Genomic DNA, 19,698 nt, shown 5'->3' on the forward strand with positions numbered 1-19,698 from the left:
ACATTTTGATGTTCAACGCACTGGTGATGGAAAAAGACGAGGAAAGCGGGCTGGCCAGCCCCTCGGTTCAACAGCTTTCGGAAGGGGATTTGCCGCAGGGTGAGGTTACCGTGGCGGTTCAGTATTCAACGGTAAATTATAAGGATGGTCTTTGCCTGTCGCCCAAAGGCGGGGGGCTGGTACGCAGCTATCCGCATGTTCCTGGCATCGACTATGCGGGGACGGTCGAGTCGTCTTCGGATGAGCGATATAAACCGGGTGACAAAGTGGTCCTGACCGGTTGGCGTGTCGGTGAGGCGCATTGGGGTGGGTACTCACAAAAAGCCAATGCCCGTGCCGATTGGTTGGTTCCGCTGCCCGATGGGTTGGAGCCCCGCCAGGCGATGGCCGTCGGAACCGCTGGGTTCACCGCGATGCTGGCGGTTATGGCGCTTGAGGATCATGGGCTGAAACCGGGGCACGGTCCGGTCTTGGTCACGGGCGCGGCAGGTGGTGTCGGCTCGGTCGCGACGGCGATTCTTGCCAATTTGGGATACGAAGTGGCAGCCGTCACCGGACGGCCGGAAACCAGCGATTACCTGAAGTCTTTGGGCGCCACGACCATTGTGCCACGCGAAGAGTTGAACGAGACAACTAAGCGCCCCCTGGAAAGCGAGGCATGGTCTGGCTGTGTGGACGCAGTTGGCGGCGCAATGCTGGCACGCGTTCTTGGGCAGATGAAATACGGTGCCTCGGTCTCGGCCGTGGGGTTGGCTGGCGGCGCGGGCCTTCCGGCAACTGTTATCCCGTTCCTTTTACGCGGTGTGAACCTCTTGGGCATCGACAGCGTGATGCAGCCTTATGAAAATCGGCTGCGGGCCTGGCAGCGGATAGCAACCGACCTTCCGATGGACAAGCTTGAGGCGATGATCCATCCCGCAAAGCTGAGCGATCTGCCCCAATTAGGGGCGGATATCCTGCAAGGTCAGGTAAAAGGTCGTGTTGTCGTAGACGTAAACGCCTGATCCGGAATGAATATGTCTGACCGACCGCATTGATTTGCGGTCGGTTAATTTTGTGGCTGCAGGTTCGCGGAATTCCGGCAAACACCTCTGGTCAATGGCGTAAATACGGACCATCATTGCTATACATCCCAAATTGAATGGCTTATGAGCCATGCAAACAGTACCTGAAGACGGGGAGTGAGCAGAATGTCTGACGATTTCGAACTGGACACAGACGACCTGAAACGCCGCATGGACGGCGCAATGTCAAACCTCAGAACCGAATTTGCATCGCTGCGCACCGGGCGCGCCTCGGCCTCGATGCTCGAGCCGGTGATGGTCGATGCCTATGGTTCGATGACGCCGATCAACCAGGTGGGAACGGTCAATGTGCCCGAGCCGCGTATGGTAACGGTCAATGTCTGGGATAAAGGGCTGGTCGGCAAAGTGGAAAAAGCGATCCGCGAAAGTGGGCTGGGCATCAACCCTCAGCTTAACGGAACGATCATCATGCTACCGATCCCGGAACTGAACGAAGAACGCCGTCGCGAGTTGGGCAAAGTCGCCGGACAATATGCCGAACACGCGCGCGTTTCGATCCGCAATGTGCGCCGCGACGGGATGGATCAGATCAAGAAGGCCAAGGCTGACGGTATGTCCGAAGATGACCAGAAGTTCTGGGAAAGCGAAGTGCAGGATCTAACCGACCAGATGATCAAGGTAGTAGATGCCGCGCTTGAGACCAAGCAGGCAGAAATCATGCAGGTCTGAGACCGGGTGATGCCCTCTTCCTCGCATACCATGCCCGAAAGAGGGCCCCAGCATGTCGCGATCATCATGGATGGCAATGGTCGCTGGGCGCAGGCCCGCGGGCGACCTCGCCTGTTTGGCCACCACGCCGGGGCAAGACGTGTGCGCGATGTGGTCGAGGCCTGCCCGAGGCTTGGTATCAAATATCTGACTGTTTTTGCGTTTTCGACCGAGAACTGGAAACGCACTCAGGTCGAAGTTGCCGGTCTGATGAGCTTGTTTCGGCGCTATATTATCAAGGAAACCCGGACGCTCCGAGACTCGGGTGTTCGGGTGCGTTTCATCGGTGACAGGGTCAAGTTGGATGCCAAACTGATCGAATTGATGGATACGCTTGAGGCCGAGACCGAGGGAAATGATCTGGTTCACCTGACCATTGCGTTGAACTATGGCGGTCGGGATGAAGTCGCGCGGGCTACCAAACGTCTGGCACAGGATGTCGCTGACGGGCGCTTGCATCCTGATGATGTAGACGAAGAAACGCTGCCGAAATATCTGGACACACATGTTCTTCCCGATCCTGATCTGGTGATCCGAACCAGCGGCGAGGCTCGTATTTCCAATTTTCTGTTATGGCAATCCGCCTATTCGGAATACGAATTCATCGACACGCTCTGGCCAGACTTCACTGCGGCAGAGCTTGAGCGCCTGTGCCTGAGCTATGGCAGCCGAGACCGACGGTTCGGAGCTGTACCGGCATGAGTGACGGGCGCTGGTCCGACCTGACTGCCCGCGTATTGTCGGCGGGTGTCCTTGTTGCCGTTGGCGCTGTCGAGGTCTGGCTGGGCGGTCTGTGGTTCGAAGCCTTCATTTCCATTGCTTGCGGGCTGATGACCTGGGAACTGGTCCGTATGATCGACCCGGGCAGGAAAGCTGTTGCGATCCAGCTTGCCATATTGACCGGTTTTGCGGTGGTGCTGAGTTACCATCTTCCGGCACTCTATAAACTTCCCTTCTTGCTTGCTCCGGCACTGGTCGGGGCAGGGCAGGTCAGCCGGTACCGGGGTATCTATACTCTCTTCGCGCTGTGGATCGCGGCCGCGGGGCTGGGCTTTATCTCAATCCGGACGAATATGGGATTTGTCTGGATGGTCTGGCTGATATCGGTCGTCGTTGCTACGGATGTCGCCGGATATTTTGTCGGAAAGGCATTGGGTGGGCCAAAATTCTGGCCACGAGTCAGCCCGAAAAAGACGTGGTCGGGAACAGCAGGAGGCTGGGTAGCGGCTGCCATTGTTGGCTTAGCCTTTGCGGCTTACGGCGGCTTCGGAACTTGGTTCATCGTGATCTCGGTTCTGGCGTCAATGGCCAGCCAGGCCGGCGATATTGTCGAAAGCGCGGCCAAACGAAAATTCGGCGTCAAGGACAGTTCGAACCTGATTCCCGGCCATGGCGGCTTCCTTGATCGATTCGATGGGATGATGGGGGCCGCTCTGTTCGTTCTGCTTGTGGGGTTGATTTTTTCCCCCGGAGCCATGTGATGCGCAAAATCTCTGTTTTTGGAGCGACGGGTTCTATCGGGCAAAACACGATAGATCTGATTGACCGAAATCCATCAGCGTATGATGTTGTCGCCCTGACTGGTGGAGCCAATATCGAACAACTTGCACGTGACGCCAAACGTTTGAATGCGGATATCGCGATTACAGCCCACCCAGACCGGCTTGAGGACCTGCGAGCGGCCTTGGCCGGTTCTGATGTCGAGGTCGCCGCCGGCGCGAATGCTCTGGCCGAAGCTGCGGCGCGACCGGCTGACTGGGTCATGTCTGCCATCGTTGGGGCTGCGGGGTTGCAACCAGGGCTGACGGCGCTTGAACAGGGCGCGACGCTGGCTTTGGCGAATAAAGAAACGCTTGTCTGCGCGGGTACTTTGGTTCTGGATACTGCCCGAAAGCACAATGCCCGATTGCTGCCGGTGGACAGCGAACATTCTGCCGTTTTTCAAGCTCTGGTCGGTGAAGATATGGCATCGGTCGAGCGTATCATCATCACTGCCAGCGGCGGCGCTTTCCGTGATTGGCCAATGAGCAAATTGGCCTCAGCCACGGTTGAGCAGGCCTCGAGCCACCCGAACTGGAATATGGGGCAGCGGATCACGATTGATAGCGCTTCGATGTTCAACAAGGCGCTCGAGGTGATCGAAACACGCGAATTCTTCGGCATATCCCCGGATATGATCGAAGTGATTGTGCATCCGGAATCCATCGTTCATGCGATGGTCGGGTTTAACGATGGCGCGGTTATGGCCCATATGGGCGCGCCAGATATGCGCCACGCGATCGGATACGCCCTGAATTGGCCAAAACGTCAGACCCTTCCGGTCGAAAGGCTGAACCTTGCAAAGCTGGGACAGTTGCGATTTCAGGAACCAGACGAAAACCGATATCCGGCTTTGCGGTTAGCACGCGAAGTCATGGAGCGGGGCGGGCTGTCCGGAGCGGTTTTCAACGGAGCCAAAGAATGTGCACTCGACCATTTCATTGCAGGTCGCATTGGTTTTCTTGATATGGCAGACATCGTGGCCGCCGTCTTGGATCGTTTCGATGCACAAGACAACCATATTGACGCCCCAATGACCCTTGATAACGTGCTGCAAACCGACCATCTGGCACGTATATGGGTCGATAACGCCGTTGCGCAACGAGCAGGAAAATAATTTGGACGTACTCTCACTGATCCCACAATTCGGCAATTTGATTTACACCATATTCGCCTTTGTGATCGCGTTATCCGCCATCGTAGCCGTACATGAATACGGGCATTACATTGTTGGCCGTTGGTCCGGCATCTACGCCGAAGTGTTCTCAATCGGTTTCGGTCCCGTACTCTGGAGCCGTATCGACAAAAGAGGAACGCGCTGGCAGATCGCAGCGCTTCCATTCGGCGGGTATGTCAAGTTTCTGGGTGATGCCAATGCAGCATCCGGCAAAGACGAAGCCGCAATGTCTGAAATTTCTGAGCAAAGCCCGGAGGAGCTGCGCCGCACAATGCATGGCGCGCCACTTTGGGCCAGGACGGCAACTGTTGCGGCAGGGCCAATCTTTAATTTCGCAATGTCGATACTGGTCTTTGCCCTAATTTTCTTTACGCAAGGCGCAACCAGAGACCCTCTGACCGTTGGGTCTCTGCATCCTCTGCCGGGGACAGTGCAAGAGCTGCGTGAAGGTGATGAAATCCACGCGATTGCAGGTATTGACCTGCCAGATTTCGAGCAAGAAGGATCGTGGAGCGAGTTCGTAGACTCTTTGCCCGTTGACCCCGTACTTGATTACACAGTTCTTCGTGACGGTGACACATTGGACGTTTCCGCACCTTGGCTGTTCCCCCCCCTGATTCAACAGGTTGTTCCGCGCAGCGCAGCAATGGATATCAGCTTGGCACAGGGGGATGTCATAACAGCGGTTAATGGCGACCCGGTTTATGCCTTTGAACAGCTCAAGGACCACGTGGAAGGCTCTGATGGGCGGCCACTGCTGTTGAATGTCTGGCGTGACGGAGCTGAACTGGAGTTTGCCCTGGCTCCACGCCGCACGGATGAGCCGCAGTCTGATGGTGGTTTTGTAACGCATTGGAGGATCGGGATCGTCGGCGGCATGATGCTAGAACCTGCAACCGAAAGGGCGGGCATCCTGACATCTCTCGGCGGCGGTGTACGACAAACATTGCGTATCATTGACGGGTCTCTTTCAGGTATCTGGCACATGGTGACCGGAGCGATCAGCACCTGCAACATGTCCGGCCCAATCGGAATCGCCGAAACCTCGGGTGCGATGGCCAGCCAGGGTGCGCAGAACTTCATCTTCTTTATCGCTGTTCTGTCAACTGCTGTCGGTTTGCTAAACCTGTTTCCGATTCCGGCTTTGGATGGGGGACACTTGGTATTTTACGCATATGAGGCCATCTCTGGGAAACCACCCAGCGACAAAGCGCTGCGGATTCTGATGGGCATCGGAGTGTCAATCATTCTGGCTCTGATGCTGTTTTCCGTCTCAAATGACCTGTTCTGTTGATTTGGGCGGAGCTTGCACAATCTAGTCGCAATTCCGCCCCAATTCCCTCATAGGATGTGTTCGTTTCATAATTTTGTCTGTCAGAGGCGATCATGGCGAATGCTATCAAAAAATCATATCGCAGCTTTAGCTTCCTGCTTGCGCTGAACTGGGACTCGATCTTGTTTTTCGGCGCGACTGCGTTGGCTATGGGTGGATGCGCTTATCTGATCACCATGTGATTCTGTTCCTTTCTTTTTATTTGCTGAACAGCGGCCCAATGGGCCGCTTTCTGTTTTTCGGCTTTTGACAAGGCCAGACAATCCCGTTACTCAGCTTTAAAGTCTTAAAATTCTGGGTAGAGAAAAATATGACCGACAGGCGAGGCGCAGGCACATCCTGCGGGGGGCAAAAGCCGGTAAACAAGATTTTGTGGCAGGCCCTAACATTCTTTTTCTTATTTGCCACAGTTAGTTTGCTGTCACTGCCGCAGGCTGCTCAGGCGCAAAGCTACACCATCAACTCGTTCGAAGTTGAGGGGAACAGGCGCATCGAGACATCGACAATCATTGCACGTTCGGGAATCGAACCTGGGCAGACGGTGACAGCTGGACAACTCAACGATGCCTTCCAACGGCTGCTTGACAGTGGTGTTTTTGAAACAGTCGATTTGACCCCTCGTGGCAGCACTTTGGTCATCAAAGTTCAGGAATATCCGACGATCAACCAGATCAGCATCGAGGGTAACAAGAGGCTCAAGGATGAGCTGTTGCTCAATGCCGTTTCGTCTCAACCCCGCCGGGTCTTTACGCCTCAGGTCGCTGAAGCTGACGCAGACATGATTGCCGAAATCTATTTGGCTCAAGGACGTGTTGCAGCAACCGTCATCCCCAGAATCATCCGCCGCAGCGACAATCGGGTAGACCTCGTTTTTGAAATCTCCGAAGGTACGACGATCGAGGTTGAGCGCGTAAGCTTTGTTGGCAACCGGGCTTATTCCGACCGGCGTCTGCGCCGTGTGCTTGAAACCAAGCAAGCCAATTTCCTGCGCACGTTCCTGCGGGGCGATACTTTTATCGCTGACCGGATCGAGTTCGACAAACAAGTCATCCGTGATTTCTACTTGTCGCGTGGCTATGTCGATTTCCGCGTCAACAGCGCCAATGTTGAATTCACACGTGAGCGCGACGCGTTTTTCCTGGTGATGAATGTAACTGAAGGTCAGAAATTCTCATTCGGCAAGATCACCACCGTAAGCGAAATACCCGGTGTTGATGCGGCAGAGTATCAGGCCGCACTCAAGATCAAGCCGGGTGTCACCTATTCTCCTTCACTGGTCGAAAACTCTATCGCCAGGCAAGAGCGTTTGGGCATTCGGCAAGGGGTGGACTTTCTGCGGGTTGAGCCGCGCGTCACGCGCAATGCACGTGATCTGACGCTGGATGTTGAATTCGTTCTGACCAAAGGACCGCGTATCTTTGTCGAGCGTATCGACATCGAGGGCAACACCACAACGCTTGACCGCGTGATCCGTCGTCAATTCGACACCGTCGAGGGTGACCCGTTCAACCCGCGTGAAATCCGGCAGGCGGCTGAACGTATCCGGGCATTGGGCTATTTCGCTGTCGCTGACGTTGAACCGCGCGAGGGTTCGACACCCAGCCAAGTGATCGTGGATGTCGACGTCGAAGAACAGCCAACAGGCTCGCTCAGCCTCGGTGGTAGCTACTCGATCTCTGACGGTTTCGGCATTGCGATCGGCCTAAGTGAGTCAAACTTCCTAGGCCGTGGACAGACCGTCGGGGTTACGATTTCGACCGCGCAGGATTCAGAAGAGTACTCCCTGAATTTCACCGAACCCTATCTTTTGGGCCGCAAGCTTCGCTTTGATCTTGGTCTGGGTTTGGCGTCGACCGACTCCAGTTTTGCCAGCTATAATACCGAGCGTGTGTTCTTTAACCCTCAGTTGAGCTATGCGATCGGAGAGCTGTCTTCGTTGCGCGTACGCTATGCCTGGGAAAACAGCGAGATGAAGCAGCAGGACAACGAGGCAAACGGCGCGGTCATCGCCTCTGAGATTGATCAGGGTGAACGCACGACAAGTTCTCTGGGTGTGTCCTATGTATATGACAGCCGCCTTGGTGGGCTTAACCCCAATGCCGGTGTTCTGTTTGAGGTTGGCCTGGATGCCGCTGGGCTGGGTGGGGACAACAAGTTCTACAAAACCAGCGCACGCGGGATTGCCCAAACACGCGTTCTGAGTGAAGAAGTCGTTCTTCGTGCATCGCTTGAAATGGGTGCAATGCACTGGACTGGCAACGATTTCAGCCGGACGTTGGATCGCTTTGTGTTGGGCCCCAATAAATTCCGCGGGTTCGAGCCAGCCGGTTTGGGGCCACGGGATCTGTCAAATGGTCAGGATGACGCTATCGGCGGGAATTACTATTGGGTCGCGCGTCTGGAATCGGACTTTCCTCTGGGCTTGCCCGAAGAATTGGGCCTGCGTGGAGGCGTGTTCTATGATTTCGGTAACCTGTACAATATCGACGATGTAAACACTTCGGGTGCCAACATTGTCGGTGCGGATGGGTCTATCCGTCATGTTCTGGGTGTTGCAGTCCTATGGGAAACACCGTTTGGCCCACTGCGCTTTAACTTTTCGCAAGCGCTCAAGAAAGAGGACTTTGACAAGGAACAGAATTTCGACCTGACCATTCAGGCGAGGTTCTGATCTCGGATGCGAGGTAGTCTTCAAACCTATATGCAGGGCCCCATTCGGGCCCTGTGTCTTTTTCTGACCTTAACCCTGGCAGGACCGGTTACCGGACAGCAGCTTGGCGTGACACAAGCCAGCGTCCTGACAATCTCCAGCGAACGATTGTTTTCTGACTCGGCGTTTGGACGTCGCATTCTCAGTGAGATCGAAGCAGAGGGGACTCTGCTTGCTGCCGAGAACGAGCGGATCGTTGCAGAGCTCAGCGCGGAGGAGAAGGACCTCACCGAAAAGCGCGCCTCTCTGTCTGCTGAAGAATTTCGTCCCCTCGCAGAGGCGTTCGACAGAAAGGTTCAGAACCACCGAGAAGGGCAGCGCGCCAAGCTTGATGCCCTTGCGCGTCGCAGTGAAGATGCACGACAGATGTTTTTTGAACTCGCCCGCCCAGTATTGATCGATCTTTTGCGCGAATCTGGCGCCTCTGTCATTATTCAACGCTCCAGCGTGTTTCTCAGTTCGGATCTGTCCGATGTGACAGATGCCGCCATCACCCGAATTGATACAGCCATTGGTGATGGAACAACACTTGACGAAGGTACAGGCGAATAGGTTTGCTTGCCCTCGGGTCGCGGTGTTGCTAACCACATTGAAAAGAGAAATCCAGAACAGGATATCAGAACTATGAGCACGGACACCAAAAGCGCCGACATTCAGCTGATTCAACGGATATTGCCGCACCGCTATCCGTTTCTGCTGGTCGACAAGGTGGTCGAGATTTCAGGCTTTCAGTCAGCGGTCGGCATCAAGAACGTCACTATGAACGAGCCGCATTTCCAGGGCCATTTTCCTGGTACACCGATTATGCCTGGTGTGACCATTGTTGAAGCAATGGCGCAGACCGCAGGTGTTATGCTTGGCGTTGGGATGGATGTCATCGACAGCGACTTGTTGATCTATTTCATGAATATCGACAAGTGCAAGTTCCGCCGCAAAGTCGTGCCCGGTGACGTGCTCGAGATGCATGTTGAAACTGTGCGCGGCAAGAAGGGTGGCAAGATTTTCAAGTTCTCTGGCAGGGCCACGGTTGATGGAGAGGTCGCAGCCGAAGCTGAGTTCTCGGCCTATGTTGATTGGGACATGGAAAAGACAACATGAGTGGCATTCACCCTAGCGCAATCATCGAAGACGGTGCTCAGATCGGAGAGGGCTGTGTCATCGGCCCTTTTTGTTTTGTTGGTTCAAGGGTGCGGTTGAAAGACCGGGTAGAACTTAAGTCGCATGTTGTTGTTACTGGTGACACCGAGGTGGATGAAGACACCATAATCTTCAATTTTTCGGTCATCGGTGAAATCCCGCAAGACCTTAAGTTCGGCGGTGAAGATACGCGGCTGGAAATTGGCAAACGAAACCGTATCCGTGAACATGTAACAGTGAATTCTGGAACAGACGGCGGTGGCGGTGTAACCCGGATTGGCGATGACTGTTTGCTGATGGCTGGTGTTCACGTGGCTCACGACGTTCAGATTGGCAATCGCGTGATCATGGTGAACCATTCTGGTGCCGCGGGACATTGCATTATCGAAGACGATGTTATCGTCGGCGGGATTTCGGGTTTGCATCAATGGGTTCGTGTGGGCCGAGGGGCGATTATCGGCGCGCTGACGATGGTGCCCAACGACGTGATTCCCTATGGGCTTGTTCAAGCACCTCGCGGCGAGCTGGACGGCCTGAATCTTGTTGGCCTCAAACGGCGCGGTGTCGCACGAGCTGATATTTCAGCTTTACGTGCAGCGTTTCGCGAATTGTCCGATGGTGACGGAACTTTTATGGACCGCGCCAAGCGCTTGGGTGAAGATGCCGAAAGCGAATATGTCCGCGAAATCGTCAATTTCGTAACCGGCGATTCGGATCGGTCCTTTCTGACACCGAGGAAGTAACATCATGTTGGCACTGATCGCGGGAACAGGTGTGTTGCCGGACGAAGTGGTTTCCTGTCTGGCTGAACGGCCCTTGATCTGTGCGATGGAAGGCTTTGCCCCGGATACTCTGTCTGCCGACATCGTTTTCCCGCTGGAACAGCTTGGATCATTCATCGCAGATCTCAAAACCCGTGGCGTAACTGAAATCTGTATGGCCGGAGCGGTTCAACGTCCCGCCGTTGACCCGTCGCGCATTGATGCCGCGACGATGCCGTTGGTGCCTATTTTGGTGCAGGCGATTCAATCCGGCGATGACGGCGCATTACGGGCTGTCATTGGGATATTCGAAAACTCAGGCCTGAGTGTCCGTGCCGCGCATGAGATTGCGCCTGAACTGCTGCCTCCGCTTGGATGCCTGACCGAGGCACAGCCCTCAGATGCGGATCGGGCAGATGCGGATCGGGCATCCGGTATCCTGCGTGCCATGGGGGCAGCTGATATCGGCCAGGCCTGTGCAGTTTCCAAAGGGCAGGCTTTGGCGATCGAAGGGATTTTTGGCACCGCATGGATGCTCGAGTCTCTGACTCAACGGCCTGATGCGGGTGGTGGGGTGCTTTTCAAGGGTCCAAAGCCCGATCAGGACTTTCGCGCGGATCTGCCAGCTATTGGACCTGAAACCATTTCCAGCGCCGTCGCAGCTGGTTTGTCCGGGATCGTGATCGAAAAGGGCGGGGTGCTTGTATTGCAGCGACAACGTGTAATTGCTGAGTGCGATCGCCTGGGTTTGTTCCTTTATGTGCGTGAGCGAACCAACTGATGCGGGTGTTTCTGGTCGCCGGCGAACCTTCGGGCGATCGATTGGGCGGCGCGTTGATGGAAGGGCTACGTGCCCTTGTCCCAGATGTTACATTCGACGGGGTCGGCGGACCATTGATGCAGGCCCAGGGTCTGAACAGCCGCTTTCCGATGTCCGAATTGTCAGTGATGGGCCTGATCGAAGTATTGCCAAAATTCTTTCACCTCAAGCGCCGGATATCTGAGACAGCGCAGGCCGTGCTGGACACCAAACCTGACGTATTGATCACCATCGACAGTCCGGACTTCTCGTTGCGCGTTGCCAAGCTGGTCAAAGCGGCAAGCGATACTCGAACCGTCCACTATGTGGCCCCCAGCGTTTGGGCGTGGCGACCGGGGCGTGCGGATAAGATGGCCAAGGTCATCGACCATGTGCTGGCGTTGCTTCCGTTTGAGCCGCCCTATATGGAACGCGCCGGGATGGAATGCGATTTTGTTGGCCATCCGGTTGCAAGCGAACCCATCGCCTCAGATCGCGATATCCAGGAGTTTCGCGCCGCCTATGATCTTGGGGATGCTCCGCTGGTTCTTGCCTTGCCGGGGTCGCGCAAGGGTGAGGTTGACCGTCTGGCGCCTGTATTTGGTCAGGCCTTGGGGCAATTCCTAGCCGACCGGCCGGGTACGCGGGTTGTTGTTCCGGCGGTTGCACATATGGTCGAGGCCGTAACCGAACATCTGCAGACATGGCCAGGCAATCCCGTCGTGATCGACCCGCGCAATGTTCCGACCGAAGAGGCGGTTCAGCAGAAACGCGCAGCTTTTGCCGCAGCGGACCTTGCTCTGGCGGCATCGGGTACCGTGTCGCTTGAACTTGCAGCCCAGGCAACACCCATGGTGATTGCCTACCGCCTCAGCTGGCTGACCCAGAAACTGGCAGTACGTATGGTCAATCTGGACACGGTTACGTTGGTCAATCTTGTCTCGGAAACGCGTTCCATCCCGGAATGCCTGCTGGATGACTGCCTGCCGGACAAGATTGCCGTAGCGCTACGCGAGGTCGCCCTGAAACCTGACGCACAGCGCAACGCGATGGATCTGACAATGGAGCGCCTGGGCCGTGGCGGCGACGCCCCTGGTTTCAGAGCTGCAAAGGCCGTGTTGGCCAGAATGCCGTCCTGATGGCCGAGTTCATCCTCTTTGGTTTTTCAGCCTTTCTGGCATTGATACTGACCAATCTGGATAATCTTGCCGCCTTGGTGGCGCTGATCTTGGTGTCAGGGGACAAGCGGGCCGTCTTTGGCTTTCTGTTCGCACAGGGCTTGGTGATTTCGGCGTCCTTGCTGTTCGCCATGGGGATCGAGGGCGTAATACCGGGCTGGGCCGGGTATCTGGGGATGATCCCGCTGACACTGGGCTGTCTGGCCGCCATCCGCCAATGGCGCGGGCAGGGCGTCGACACTCCTGCGCATCTCGAAGCCGGAGCATCAATTTTGGTGACAACCTTACTGTTTACTAGCCTGTCGATGGACACTTTGGCCGTTCTGGCGCCGTTGTTGGCGGATTCAACGCCAGGCTTTCGGATCGCCGGAGCCTTCGGCGCAGGGCTTGCAGTGGTAGGATTGGCCACGCTGGCGCTGCTGGGCGCCAAATCGCCGCTCATCAGTGGTCGCATCGCGCGCAAGCTTGAGATGCTTGTTCCTTACGTGATGATCTGCGCTGGCCTTTATATTCTCAGCAACTCGTGGACTGACGCAGTTTAGTATCCGCGCCAAATCCAGCCGCCGCCAAAGATGCGGCTGCCTTCGGACGCATAGAAAACACAGGCCTGACCGGGCGACACACCTTCTTCCGGGGTCAGCAACTCGACCTCTGCCGTGGTGTCCGAAAGCGGGCGGATGATGGCCTCACGCGGGGGGCGGGTCGAGCGAACCTTGACCAGGACGTGCCATTCATCGCGTGACTTAAACGGCTCATCGCCCAGCCAGTTGATCTCACGCACCGGAATGGTGCGGGTGGCCAACATCTCTTTGGGGCCAACCACAACCTGTTTCTTGTCGACATCCAGCTTCACCACGTAAAGCGGATCGCTGAGGCCTCCGATACCAAGCCCGCGGCGCTGTCCGATGGTATAATGGATAACCCCGTTATGCTGGGCCAGCACACGACCATCCGCATGAACGATCTCACCCGGTTCCGCCGCGCCGGGGCGCAGCTTTTCGATTACGCTGGCATAGTTGCCGTTGGGCACGAAACAGATGTCCTGACTGTCGGGCTTGTCGGCAACAGCCAGCCCATATTGCGCAGCCATTTCGCGCGTTGCGTCCTTGGAGGGCAGGTGGCCCAGTGGAAAGCGCAGGAAATCCAGCTGTTCCGGGGTCGTCGAGAACAGGAAATAGGATTGATCGCGGTTGGCATCCTCGGCGCTGTGCAATTCCGGCCCGTTGGGGCCTGTCTTGCGCTGAATATAGTGGCCGGTGGCCATGCAATCAGCCTCAAGATCCTTGGCGGTTTCCAGCAGATCCTTGAATTTCACCCGTTCGTTACAGCGAATGCAGGGAACCGGCGTCGCTCCAGCCAGATAGCTGTCGGCGAATTCGTCGATCACGGCGTCTTTGAAGATGTTCTCATAATCCAGAACGTAATGCGGAAACCCGCGTTCCTCGGCCACGCGGCGCGCATCGTGAATGTCGATACCCGCACAGCAGGCCCCCTTTTTGGCCAAGGCAGCACCGTGGTCGTACAGTTGCAGGGTGACGCCGATGACGTCATACCCCTGATCCGCCAAATGCGCGGCCACGACCGAGCTGTCCACGCCTCCGGACATGGCAACAACCACCCGTGTTTCAGACGGGGGCTTGGCAAAGCCAAGAGAGTTCAGCGGTGTCTCGGTGTCGAGGGCCATGACGGTTCCAGTACGGGTTAAGAAAGACCGGCAGAATATAGGAAAATTCTAGATACTCTCAAGGGGCGGTTTCACAACACATTAAGTAGCATGGTGTCAGCTTTGTCGCAGCACGAAGAGGACCGAAAGATGTATTTGCACAAAGTAGAGGGGCCCAGGTCGGTAACCCTGCCGGATGGAACGGTTTTATCCCGGGCTGATCTGCCGCCAAAAGAGACAACCCGCTGGGTGGCATCCCGTAAAGCGATTGTAGTCCGTGGCGTTCTTTACGGATTGATTACGCTTTCGGAAGCCAAAAACCAATATGGCCTCAGCGACGAAGAATTTAATTCCTGGGTTTCTGCGGTCGCAGAACACGGAACGGACGCTTTAAAGGTCACCACGATAAAAAAATATCGACAACCTAAAGGAGAATGTAAATTAATGATTCAACGGTAACGTCAGATTAACCATTTTTGAGCAGGCTCGATTTTAATTAGTAAATTGAGCTGAATTGGAGCAGTAAATGCGTATACTTCTTGTCGAGGATGATCCAACCACGTCCAAAAGCATCGAACTGATGCTGACACATGCCAATCTGAACGTATATGCGACAGATTTAGGCGAAGAAGGGATCGACCTCGCAAAACTTTACGATTACGACCTGATCCTCCTTGATCTCAACCTTCCGGATATGAACGGGCATGAAGTGCTGCGCCAGTTGCGGGTTGCGCGGGTGGAAACGCCGATCCTGATCCTGTCGGGGGCCGACGATACAGAAAGTAAAATTAAGGGCTTCGGATTTGGTGCTGACGATTATCTGACCAAACCATTCCATAGAGAAGAATTGGTTGCACGTATCCACGCCATTATTCGCCGCTCAAAAGGGCATTCTCAATCCATAATCCACACCGGGCGCGTTGCAGTGAATCTGGATGCGAAAACCGTCGAAGTGGAAGGCAAGGCCGTTCACCTGACCGGCAAAGAATATCAAATGCTCGAACTTCTGAGCCTTCGAAAGGGAACAACCCTGACCAAAGAGATGTTCCTTAACCATCTCTATGGGGGAATGGATGAGCCCGAATTGAAGATCATTGACGTCTTTATCTGCAAATTGCGCAAAAAACTTAGCAATGCCACCGACGGCGTAAATTATATCGAGACCGTCTGGGGCAGGGGATATGTGTTGCGCGATCCTCAGAAAAACAGCGTCGACGAACCTCGCATTGCGGTTGGCGCCTAGGCGCGCAAGTTTTACGTCGCCAAGGGTCCGGGGCGACACCCTCGCTCACTGAACAGCACGTCTGGACCTAGCCATGCCCTCGCCCTATCACTGAACTCCAAGAACAGTTGACGGGGCGAAGGCATGAGCAATTCCATTTCTGTATCAGACCTGACGGAAGATCAGGCACGCAATGAACTGGCGCGGCTGGCTGGGCTTTTACATCATGCGAACGCATTGTATCACCAGAAAGACGCGCCTGAGATTTCTGATGCCGACTATGATGCGCTGAAACTCAGAAACTCAGAAATCGAGTCGCGATTTCCGCAACTCAAGCGATCTGACAGCCCATCGGATATCGTTGGTGCCCGCCCCGCCGATGGGTTCTCCAAGATTTCACATGCCGTGCGCATGCTGTCTTTGGGCAACGCTTTTCAAGACGAGGACGTCTCTGATTTCGATCGATCTGTCCGAAAATACCTAGGGTTGGATGACGAAACGGGATTGAGCTATACGGCTGAGCCCAAGATCGACGGTCTCTCCCTTTCGCTTCGGTATGAGAGGGGTAGGCTTGTCCAGGCGGCCACGCGGGGAGACGGAGAAGTCGGGGAAAATGTTACCGCAAATGCGCTAACCATATCGGATATTCCACAGGTAATCACCGGCGCACCAGACATCCTTGAGGTTCGCGGCGAGGTCTATATGTCTCACGAAGACTTTGATCGTCTAAATGAGAGCCAGTCCAAGAAAGGCGAAAAAACCTTCGCCAACCCGCGAAATGCCGCCGCAGGATCCCTTCGTCAGTTGGATTCCGCAATTACCCGTTCTCGTCCCCTCAAGTTTTTTGCTTATGCCTGGGGGGAGCTGTCTGAGCCTCTGGCAAGCACCCAATACGAAGCCATACAGCGCCTGAAGGAATTCGGATTTTCAACCAACCCGCTAACCCGTTTATGCGCGGATACAAAGCAGATTCTGGATCACTATCGCAGCATCGAGCTGCAGCGCGCGACGCTTGGATATGACATTGATGGTGTGGTCTACAAGGTAAACGATCTTGCGCTGCAATCACGGCTTGGGTTCCGGTCCAGCACACCACGTTGGGCAATTGCGCATAAATTTCCGGCCGAGCTTGCCTGGACCCGTCTTGAAGCGATCGACATTCAGGTCGGCCGCACCGGCGCGCTGAGCCCGGTGGCCAGGCTGCACCCGGTTACTGTCGGCGGTGTGGTCGTGTCGAACGCAACGTTGCACAACGAAGATTACATTTCTGGTAAAGACGCAAAAGGCGGCGAGATACGCGAAGGCAAAGACATTCGGATCGGCGACTGGGTTCAGGTTTATCGCGCCGGCGATGTGATCCCGAAGGTTGCCGATGTCGACATTTCGAAACGCCCGGATGATGCCGAAAAGTTCATCTTCCCGGAAAAATGCCCCGAATGTCACAGCGATGCGATCCGCGAGGAAGGTGACGCGGTCCGTCGCTGTACCGGTGGCGTTATCTGCCCTGCGCAAGCCGTTGAGAAATTGAAGCATTTCGTCTCACGCAAGGCCTTTGACATCGAAGGGTTTGGAGCAAAGCAGATTGAGATGTTCTATGATGATCCCGATCTGCCAGTTCGGACCCCGGCTGACATTTTTACTCTGAAACAACGAGATAATGCGAACCTGAACAGGCTGGCTAATCGCAAGGGATGGGGGGCGCAGAGCGCCACCAATCTGTGGCAAGCGATTGATGAAAAACGAGTTATTCCACTGGGTCGGTTGCTGTTTGCACTGGGCATTCGACATGTCGGCGAGGCAGCGTCGAACCTAATTGCAACGCATTACGGATCATGGGATGAGCTGGAAAAAGCGGTTACCATAGCGCATAGTCAGACCGGGTCAGAATGGGATGAGCTGCTGAACGTTGACGGTGTTGGTGAGGTTATGGCCCGCGCATTGGTTTCAGCCTTCGCCCAGCCTGCCGAACGGCAGAGCATCGACGATCTTGTGGCTCAGCTTGATGTCCAAGACGCGAAACGGCCCGATACCTCGGGTAGCCCCGTTGCGGGAAAGACCGTGGTTTTTACGGGGACGCTTGAAAAGATGACCCGCGCCGAGGCCAAGGCTCGTGCCGAGGCATTGGGCGCCAAAGTGTCGGGATCGGTCAGCAATAAAACCGATCTTTTGGTTGCAGGACCGGGTGCTGGATCAAAGGCGAAAAAGGCGGCTGAACTTGGGATCGAGACGTTCGACGAAGATGGCTGGTTGCAGCTGATCGACGGCAAATGAGTGGTCGGCCCGAATCTCTGTTCCCGCTGTTTTCGCGGCTGGAAACGCTTGACGGCGTGGGGCCGAAAACGGCTCAGGTCTTGGCGCAGTCAGGTGTCGAGACCCCGCGCGACGTCTTGTTCGGGCTGCCTTATGCGGTGATTGATCGGCGCAGGCGCGATACCATTCAAGGCGTCGATTTGCCCTCGACGCTGACCGTAGAAGTCACCGTTGGCATCCATCGCCCCCCTAGAAACAAGGGCGGTGCGTATCGTGTCCATGTTGAAGACAGCCAGGCTGAATTTCAGTTGGTGTTCTTTCATGCCCGCGGCGATTACTTGCAAAAAGTGCTCCCTCAGGGCGCGCGCAGGGTGATTTCTGGCAAGTTAGAGCTGTTCGACGGGATCGCTCAGATGGTCCACCCGGATCACATGCTGCCGCCAGCGGATGCGAAGGATATCCCTGAGTTTGAACCTGTCTATCATTTGACCCAGGGGCTGACCCAGAAAACTGCCTTCAAGGCCGCGCGTAGCGCGGTTGCACTCTCGCCGGAATTGACGGAATGGATTGATCCCGCGCAGGTCGCAAAAGAGAACTGGCCAGACTGGCTGAGCGCTGTACATGCAGCGCATAATCCGCAGGGTGCGGATGATGTAGCGTCTTTTTCTCCAGCGCATGAGCGTTTGGCCTATGATGAGCTGTTCGCGCATCAACTGACCTTGGCATTGGCCCGCCAACGAGAGCGCAGGGTCAAGGGGATCGCCAGCGCTGGTACGGGCAAGCTGCAATCCCGTGTGTTGTCGAACCTGCCATACAAGCCCACCAACGCCCAACAGCGCGCAATTCAAGAGATCGCAGGGGATATGGCCTCCGATACGCGCATGAACAGATTGCTTCAAGGGGATGTTGGGTCCGGCAAGACTCTGGTTGCGTTCATGGCACTACTGGTCGCGGTCGAGGCGGGCGGGCAGGGCGTCATGATGGCCCCAACCGAGATACTCGCTCAGCAGCATCTGGAAGGGTTGCGCCCCCTCGCCGAAGAGGCGGGCGTGGTTCTGGAAATCCTGACCGGTCGTGACAAGGGGGCGGATCGGCGTGCCAAGCTGTTGGCGCTTCAACGGGGGGATATTCACATTTTGGTGGGCACTCACGCCGTATTTCAAAGCGATGTCGCGTTTCAGGAATTACGGCTGGCAATCGTCGATGAACAGCACCGATTTGGGGTCCGTCAACGCATGGAGCTGTCGGAAAAAGGCAAGGGAGCAGATGTTCTGGTCATGACAGCAACGCCGATCCCACGCAGTCTGGCCCTGACTCAATACGGTGACATGGACGTGTCCGTACTTGATGAAAAGCCGCCGGGGCGAAAACCTGTCAAAACAGCGGTTGTGAGCACTGAACGGATTCAAGAAGTCGTTTCGCATCTGCAAAAAGCTATTGCTGAGGGCCGCCAGTGCTATTGGGTTTGCCCGCTTGTCGATGAATCCGAAGTCTCGGATCTGACCGCTGCCGAGGAACGGTTCAAAAGGCTGCGTGCCATTTTGGGGGACGGGATAGTGGGGCTGGTTCACGGCCAAATGCCGCCCGCCGACAAAGACGCAGCGATGAAGGCATTTCAGCAGGGGCAAACCAAAGTTCTGGTGGCGACCACGGTAATCGAGGTTGGCGTGAATGTTCCAAATGCCTCGATCATGGTCATCGAAAGGGCCGAGATTTTTGGCCTGGCGCAGCTGCATCAGCTTCGCGGTCGTGTTGGGCGAGGCGAGGCAGAATCGACATGTCTGCTGATGTATCAGCCACCCCTCGGCGAAGGGGGGCGCAAAAGGCTGGAAGTTCTGCGCGAAACCGAAGACGGGTTCAAAATCTCTGAGACAGACCTGCAAATGCGCGGAGCGGGCGATCTGATCGGTACCGCGCAGTCAGGTCTGCCGAAGTTCCGTATCGCCGATTTGGAAAGACAGGCCGGTTTGATGGCAGTTGCGCAGTCTGACGCAAGGGCTCTGCTGGGCGTGGACGCCAAACTTGAAACGCAAAGGGGCAAGGCGGCTCGTGTTCTTTTGTGGCTGATGAAACAGGATCAGGCAATCCGTTTGATATCAGTTGGTTAGACGAAAACAGGAACATTAGTTCACAAAT

At 55.7% G+C, this 19,698-nt stretch carries 19 protein-coding genes; 18 read left to right on the plus strand and 1 reads right to left on the minus strand.

Annotation, left to right across the window (positions count from 1 at the left end; all coding sequences use genetic code 11):
- The first annotated feature begins 8 nt into the window (after positions 1–8).
- The 14 genes from acuI to AC2FIM_RS02170 all read left to right on the plus strand — a co-directional run bounded on the left by acuI (position 9) and on the right by AC2FIM_RS02170 (position 12,969).
- A complete protein-coding gene (gene acuI / locus AC2FIM_RS02105) occupies positions 9–1,004 on the plus strand; it encodes an acryloyl-CoA reductase (protein WP_142633922.1) in 996 nt (331 codons plus the stop codon).
- Between the two features lie 186 nt (positions 1,005–1,190).
- Positions 1,191–1,754 carry a ribosome recycling factor gene (gene frr / locus AC2FIM_RS02110; RefSeq protein ID WP_142633921.1) on the plus strand — a complete coding sequence of 188 codons (564 nt, stop codon included), beginning with the start codon at positions 1,191–1,193 and terminating at the stop codon, positions 1,752–1,754.
- A gap of 30 nt (positions 1,755–1,784) precedes the next feature.
- Entirely contained in the window at positions 1,785–2,495 is a 711-nt protein-coding gene (gene uppS / locus AC2FIM_RS02115) for an undecaprenyl pyrophosphate synthase (RefSeq protein ID WP_496731724.1), read from the plus strand.
- Positions 2,492–3,274: a phosphatidate cytidylyltransferase gene (locus tag AC2FIM_RS02120; protein WP_142633917.1), complete on the plus strand. Its 783-nt coding sequence runs from the start codon at positions 2,492–2,494 to the stop codon at positions 3,272–3,274. Before uppS ends, AC2FIM_RS02120 begins: the two co-directional genes overlap by 4 nt.
- Positions 3,274–4,449, plus strand: a complete 1,176-nt coding sequence (dxr, locus tag AC2FIM_RS02125) for a 1-deoxy-D-xylulose-5-phosphate reductoisomerase (RefSeq protein WP_142633915.1) — start codon at positions 3,274–3,276, stop codon at positions 4,447–4,449. The genes AC2FIM_RS02120 and dxr overlap by 1 nt, the downstream gene beginning before the upstream one ends.
- 1 nt (position 4,450) lies before the next feature.
- Complete coding sequence (gene rseP, locus AC2FIM_RS02130; protein WP_142633913.1) at positions 4,451–5,803, plus strand: RIP metalloprotease RseP; 1,353 nt, start codon at positions 4,451–4,453, stop codon at positions 5,801–5,803.
- 92 nt (positions 5,804–5,895) lie between these two features.
- Positions 5,896–6,024, plus strand: coding sequence for a hypothetical protein (locus AC2FIM_RS02135; protein ID WP_271947040.1), 129 nt, complete (start codon positions 5,896–5,898; stop codon positions 6,022–6,024).
- A 128-nt stretch (positions 6,025–6,152) separates the two neighbouring features.
- Positions 6,153–8,513, plus strand: coding sequence for an outer membrane protein assembly factor BamA (gene bamA, locus AC2FIM_RS02140; RefSeq protein ID WP_142633911.1), 2,361 nt, complete (start codon positions 6,153–6,155; stop codon positions 8,511–8,513).
- A gap of 6 nt (positions 8,514–8,519) precedes the next feature.
- Positions 8,520–9,104 (plus strand): OmpH family outer membrane protein, encoded by a 585-nt coding sequence (locus AC2FIM_RS02145; protein WP_271947042.1) that lies wholly within the window; start codon positions 8,520–8,522, stop codon positions 9,102–9,104.
- 72 nt (positions 9,105–9,176) lie between these two features.
- Complete coding sequence (gene fabZ, locus AC2FIM_RS02150) at positions 9,177–9,650, plus strand: 3-hydroxyacyl-ACP dehydratase FabZ (RefSeq protein WP_142633907.1); 474 nt, start codon at positions 9,177–9,179, stop codon at positions 9,648–9,650.
- Positions 9,647–10,432, plus strand: a complete 786-nt coding sequence (gene lpxA, locus AC2FIM_RS02155; RefSeq protein WP_271947043.1) for an acyl-ACP--UDP-N-acetylglucosamine O-acyltransferase — start codon at positions 9,647–9,649, stop codon at positions 10,430–10,432. The genes fabZ and lpxA overlap by 4 nt, the downstream gene beginning before the upstream one ends.
- A 4-nt stretch (positions 10,433–10,436) precedes the next feature.
- Entirely contained in the window at positions 10,437–11,231 is a 795-nt protein-coding gene (locus AC2FIM_RS02160) for an LpxI family protein (RefSeq protein WP_271947045.1), read from the plus strand.
- A complete protein-coding gene (gene lpxB / locus AC2FIM_RS02165; RefSeq protein WP_271947047.1) occupies positions 11,231–12,388 on the plus strand; it encodes a lipid-A-disaccharide synthase in 1,158 nt (385 codons plus the stop codon). The genes AC2FIM_RS02160 and lpxB overlap by 1 nt, the downstream gene beginning before the upstream one ends.
- Complete coding sequence (locus tag AC2FIM_RS02170) at positions 12,388–12,969, plus strand: hypothetical protein (protein ID WP_271947048.1); 582 nt, start codon at positions 12,388–12,390, stop codon at positions 12,967–12,969. Before lpxB ends, AC2FIM_RS02170 begins: the two co-directional genes overlap by 1 nt.
- On the opposite strand, the gene mnmA is transcribed toward AC2FIM_RS02170, so the two are convergent.
- Positions 12,966–14,111, minus strand: coding sequence for a tRNA 2-thiouridine(34) synthase MnmA (mnmA, locus tag AC2FIM_RS02175; protein WP_271947050.1), 1,146 nt, complete (start codon positions 14,109–14,111; stop codon positions 12,966–12,968). The two genes, AC2FIM_RS02170 and mnmA, sit on opposite strands and share 4 nt — an antisense overlap.
- Before the next feature lie 129 nt (positions 14,112–14,240).
- Here mnmA and sciP point away from each other — a divergent pair, with 129 nt between their 5' ends.
- The 4 genes from sciP (at position 14,241) to recG (ending at position 19,670) form a co-directional block, all read left to right on the plus strand.
- The gene (sciP, locus tag AC2FIM_RS02180) at positions 14,241–14,549 is read left to right on the plus strand and encodes a CtrA inhibitor SciP (RefSeq protein ID WP_271947052.1); all 309 of its coding nucleotides are present in this window, start codon (positions 14,241–14,243) and stop codon (positions 14,547–14,549) included.
- A 67-nt stretch (positions 14,550–14,616) separates the two neighbouring features.
- Positions 14,617–15,333, plus strand: a complete 717-nt coding sequence (gene ctrA, locus AC2FIM_RS02185) for a response regulator transcription factor CtrA (RefSeq protein WP_271947054.1) — start codon at positions 14,617–14,619, stop codon at positions 15,331–15,333.
- 123 nt (positions 15,334–15,456) lie between these two features.
- Positions 15,457–17,583: an NAD-dependent DNA ligase LigA gene (gene ligA / locus AC2FIM_RS02190; protein WP_496707811.1), complete on the plus strand. Its 2,127-nt coding sequence runs from the start codon at positions 15,457–15,459 to the stop codon at positions 17,581–17,583.
- Positions 17,580–19,670, plus strand: coding sequence for an ATP-dependent DNA helicase RecG (gene recG / locus AC2FIM_RS02195; protein WP_496707810.1), 2,091 nt, complete (start codon positions 17,580–17,582; stop codon positions 19,668–19,670). The genes ligA and recG overlap by 4 nt, the downstream gene beginning before the upstream one ends.
- Positions 19,671–19,698: the final 28 nt, after the last annotated feature.

Source organism: Ruegeria sp. CDSC052 (genome assembly GCF_059610685.1).

Bases quoted from the DNA above. Each gene is read 5' to 3' on its own strand.
- mnmA (WP_271947050.1), bottom strand. From the start codon at position 14,111: ATGGCCCTCGACACCGAGACACCGCTGAACTCTCTTGGCTTTGCCAAG.
- AC2FIM_RS02145 (WP_271947042.1), top strand. From the start codon at position 8,520: ATGCGAGGTAGTCTTCAAACCTATATGCAGGGCCCCATTCGGGCCCTG.
- bamA (WP_142633911.1), top strand. From the start codon at position 6,153: ATGACCGACAGGCGAGGCGCAGGCACATCCTGCGGGGGGCAAAAGCCG.
- AC2FIM_RS02135 (WP_271947040.1), top strand. From the start codon at position 5,896: ATGGCGAATGCTATCAAAAAATCATATCGCAGCTTTAGCTTCCTGCTT.
- dxr (WP_142633915.1), top strand. From the start codon at position 3,274: ATGCGCAAAATCTCTGTTTTTGGAGCGACGGGTTCTATCGGGCAAAAC.
- ctrA (WP_271947054.1), top strand. From the start codon at position 14,617: ATGCGTATACTTCTTGTCGAGGATGATCCAACCACGTCCAAAAGCATC.
- fabZ (WP_142633907.1), top strand. From the start codon at position 9,177: ATGAGCACGGACACCAAAAGCGCCGACATTCAGCTGATTCAACGGATA.
- frr (WP_142633921.1), top strand. From the start codon at position 1,191: ATGTCTGACGATTTCGAACTGGACACAGACGACCTGAAACGCCGCATG.
- lpxA (WP_271947043.1), top strand. From the start codon at position 9,647: ATGAGTGGCATTCACCCTAGCGCAATCATCGAAGACGGTGCTCAGATC.
- uppS (WP_496731724.1), top strand. From the start codon at position 1,785: ATGCCCGAAAGAGGGCCCCAGCATGTCGCGATCATCATGGATGGCAAT.
- lpxB (WP_271947047.1), top strand. From the start codon at position 11,231: ATGCGGGTGTTTCTGGTCGCCGGCGAACCTTCGGGCGATCGATTGGGC.
- recG (WP_496707810.1), top strand. From the start codon at position 17,580: ATGAGTGGTCGGCCCGAATCTCTGTTCCCGCTGTTTTCGCGGCTGGAA.
- AC2FIM_RS02160 (WP_271947045.1), top strand. From the start codon at position 10,437: ATGTTGGCACTGATCGCGGGAACAGGTGTGTTGCCGGACGAAGTGGTT.
- AC2FIM_RS02170 (WP_271947048.1), top strand. From the start codon at position 12,388: ATGGCCGAGTTCATCCTCTTTGGTTTTTCAGCCTTTCTGGCATTGATA.
- ligA (WP_496707811.1), top strand. From the start codon at position 15,457: ATGAGCAATTCCATTTCTGTATCAGACCTGACGGAAGATCAGGCACGC.
- acuI (WP_142633922.1), top strand. From the start codon at position 9: ATGTTCAACGCACTGGTGATGGAAAAAGACGAGGAAAGCGGGCTGGCC.
- sciP (WP_271947052.1), top strand. From the start codon at position 14,241: ATGTATTTGCACAAAGTAGAGGGGCCCAGGTCGGTAACCCTGCCGGAT.
- AC2FIM_RS02120 (WP_142633917.1), top strand. From the start codon at position 2,492: ATGAGTGACGGGCGCTGGTCCGACCTGACTGCCCGCGTATTGTCGGCG.